The sequence below is a fragment of the Microvirga pakistanensis genome, assembly GCF_004458765.1.
GTDB classification, from domain to species: Bacteria; Pseudomonadota; Alphaproteobacteria; order Rhizobiales; family Beijerinckiaceae; genus Microvirga; species Microvirga pakistanensis.
This window is the reverse complement of the sequence record NZ_SPJX01000119.1, coordinates 1-223: the sequence shown is the minus strand read 5'-3', so window position 1 is coordinate 223 and position 223 is coordinate 1. Positions and strand designations below refer to the sequence as shown.

Sequence of the window (223 nt, the reverse complement as noted above, 5' to 3'; positions counted from 1 at the left end):
TCGACGGCACGCCCTTCCATTTCTTCGAACTCGACCAGCCCCATGCTGCGCGATTCGATCGCCGCGACCCCGACGCGCCCGGGCGCTACGCCAGGGACGTTCTGGCCGAGCCTTTCGGCGCGCGCGCCATCCGCCACATGAGCGTGATGCATGCCACCGCATGGCGGAGCGATCCCTGGTCGCAAGCCTCCTGGGCGGTCGTTCCGCCCGGCCTCGCACCGAT

Annotated in this window: 1 pseudogene; it reads left to right on the top strand. The window is 70.0% G+C overall.

The annotated features are described in order from the left end of the window. A pseudogene (locus E4K09_RS04315) lies at window positions 1-223 on the top strand (amine oxidase); the annotation flags it as partial.